Annotated in this window: 2 protein-coding genes; one reads left to right on the top strand and one right to left on the bottom strand. The window is 70.5% G+C overall.

Annotation, left to right across the window (positions count from 1 at the left end; all coding sequences use genetic code 11):
* Positions 1–264: molybdopterin dinucleotide binding domain-containing protein (locus tag A5624_RS00040; RefSeq protein WP_304441835.1), on the top strand; the 264-nt coding region annotated here is incomplete at its 5' end.
* On the opposite strand, the gene A5624_RS28760 is transcribed toward A5624_RS00040, so the two are convergent.
* Positions 248–685: M13-type metalloendopeptidase (locus A5624_RS28760; RefSeq protein ID WP_304441836.1), on the bottom strand; the 438-nt coding region annotated here is incomplete at its 5' end. The two genes, A5624_RS00040 and A5624_RS28760, sit on opposite strands and share 17 nt — an antisense overlap.

The following is a 685-nucleotide window of genomic DNA, read 5'->3' on the forward strand; positions in this document are numbered from 1 at the left end:
TGCCGGGCCCGCATCAGCACCGCGACCGGCAGCGCCGAGGCCACCGTCGAGATCACCGAGACCATGCTCCCCGGACATGCCGCCCTGCCCAACGGATTCGGGCTCGACTACATCGGCGACGACGGGCGCACCGTCACCGCGGGTGTCGCCCCGAACGCGCTCACCTCCACCGAATGGCGCGATCCCTACGCCGGCACGCCGTGGCACAAGCACGTCCCCGCCCGGATCGAGCCCGCGCAGGTGAGCGTCAGTTCCAGATCTTGACCCGCTTGTCCGGTTCCAGGAACAGCGCGCCAACATCGGCGCCGTCGAAGGCGTCGTAGAAGGCGTCCATGTTGCGCAGCACGCCGTTGCAGCGGAACTCCGGCGGCGAGTGCGGATCCACCGCCAGGCGCCGGATCGCCTCGGCCTCACGGGATTTGGTGCGCCATACCTGGGCCCACCCGTAGAACACCCGCTGCACGCCGGTCAGGCCGTCGATGACCGGAGCCGGCTGGCCGTTCAGTGACAACTGGTAGGCCAGCAGCGCGTTCGGGGCGACACCCGCGGTGACGGTGCGCCCGTCGTCGCCGATGTAGTCGAGCCCGAATCCGTTGGGCAGGGCGGCATGTCCGGGGAGCATGGTCTCGGTGATCTCGACGGTGGCCTCGGCGCTGCCGGTCGCGGTGCTGATGCGGGCCCGGCA

The organism is Mycobacterium sp. 1482292.6, assembly GCF_001672995.1.
GTDB classification, from domain to species: Bacteria; Actinomycetota; Actinomycetes; order Mycobacteriales; family Mycobacteriaceae; genus Mycobacterium; species Mycobacterium europaeum_A.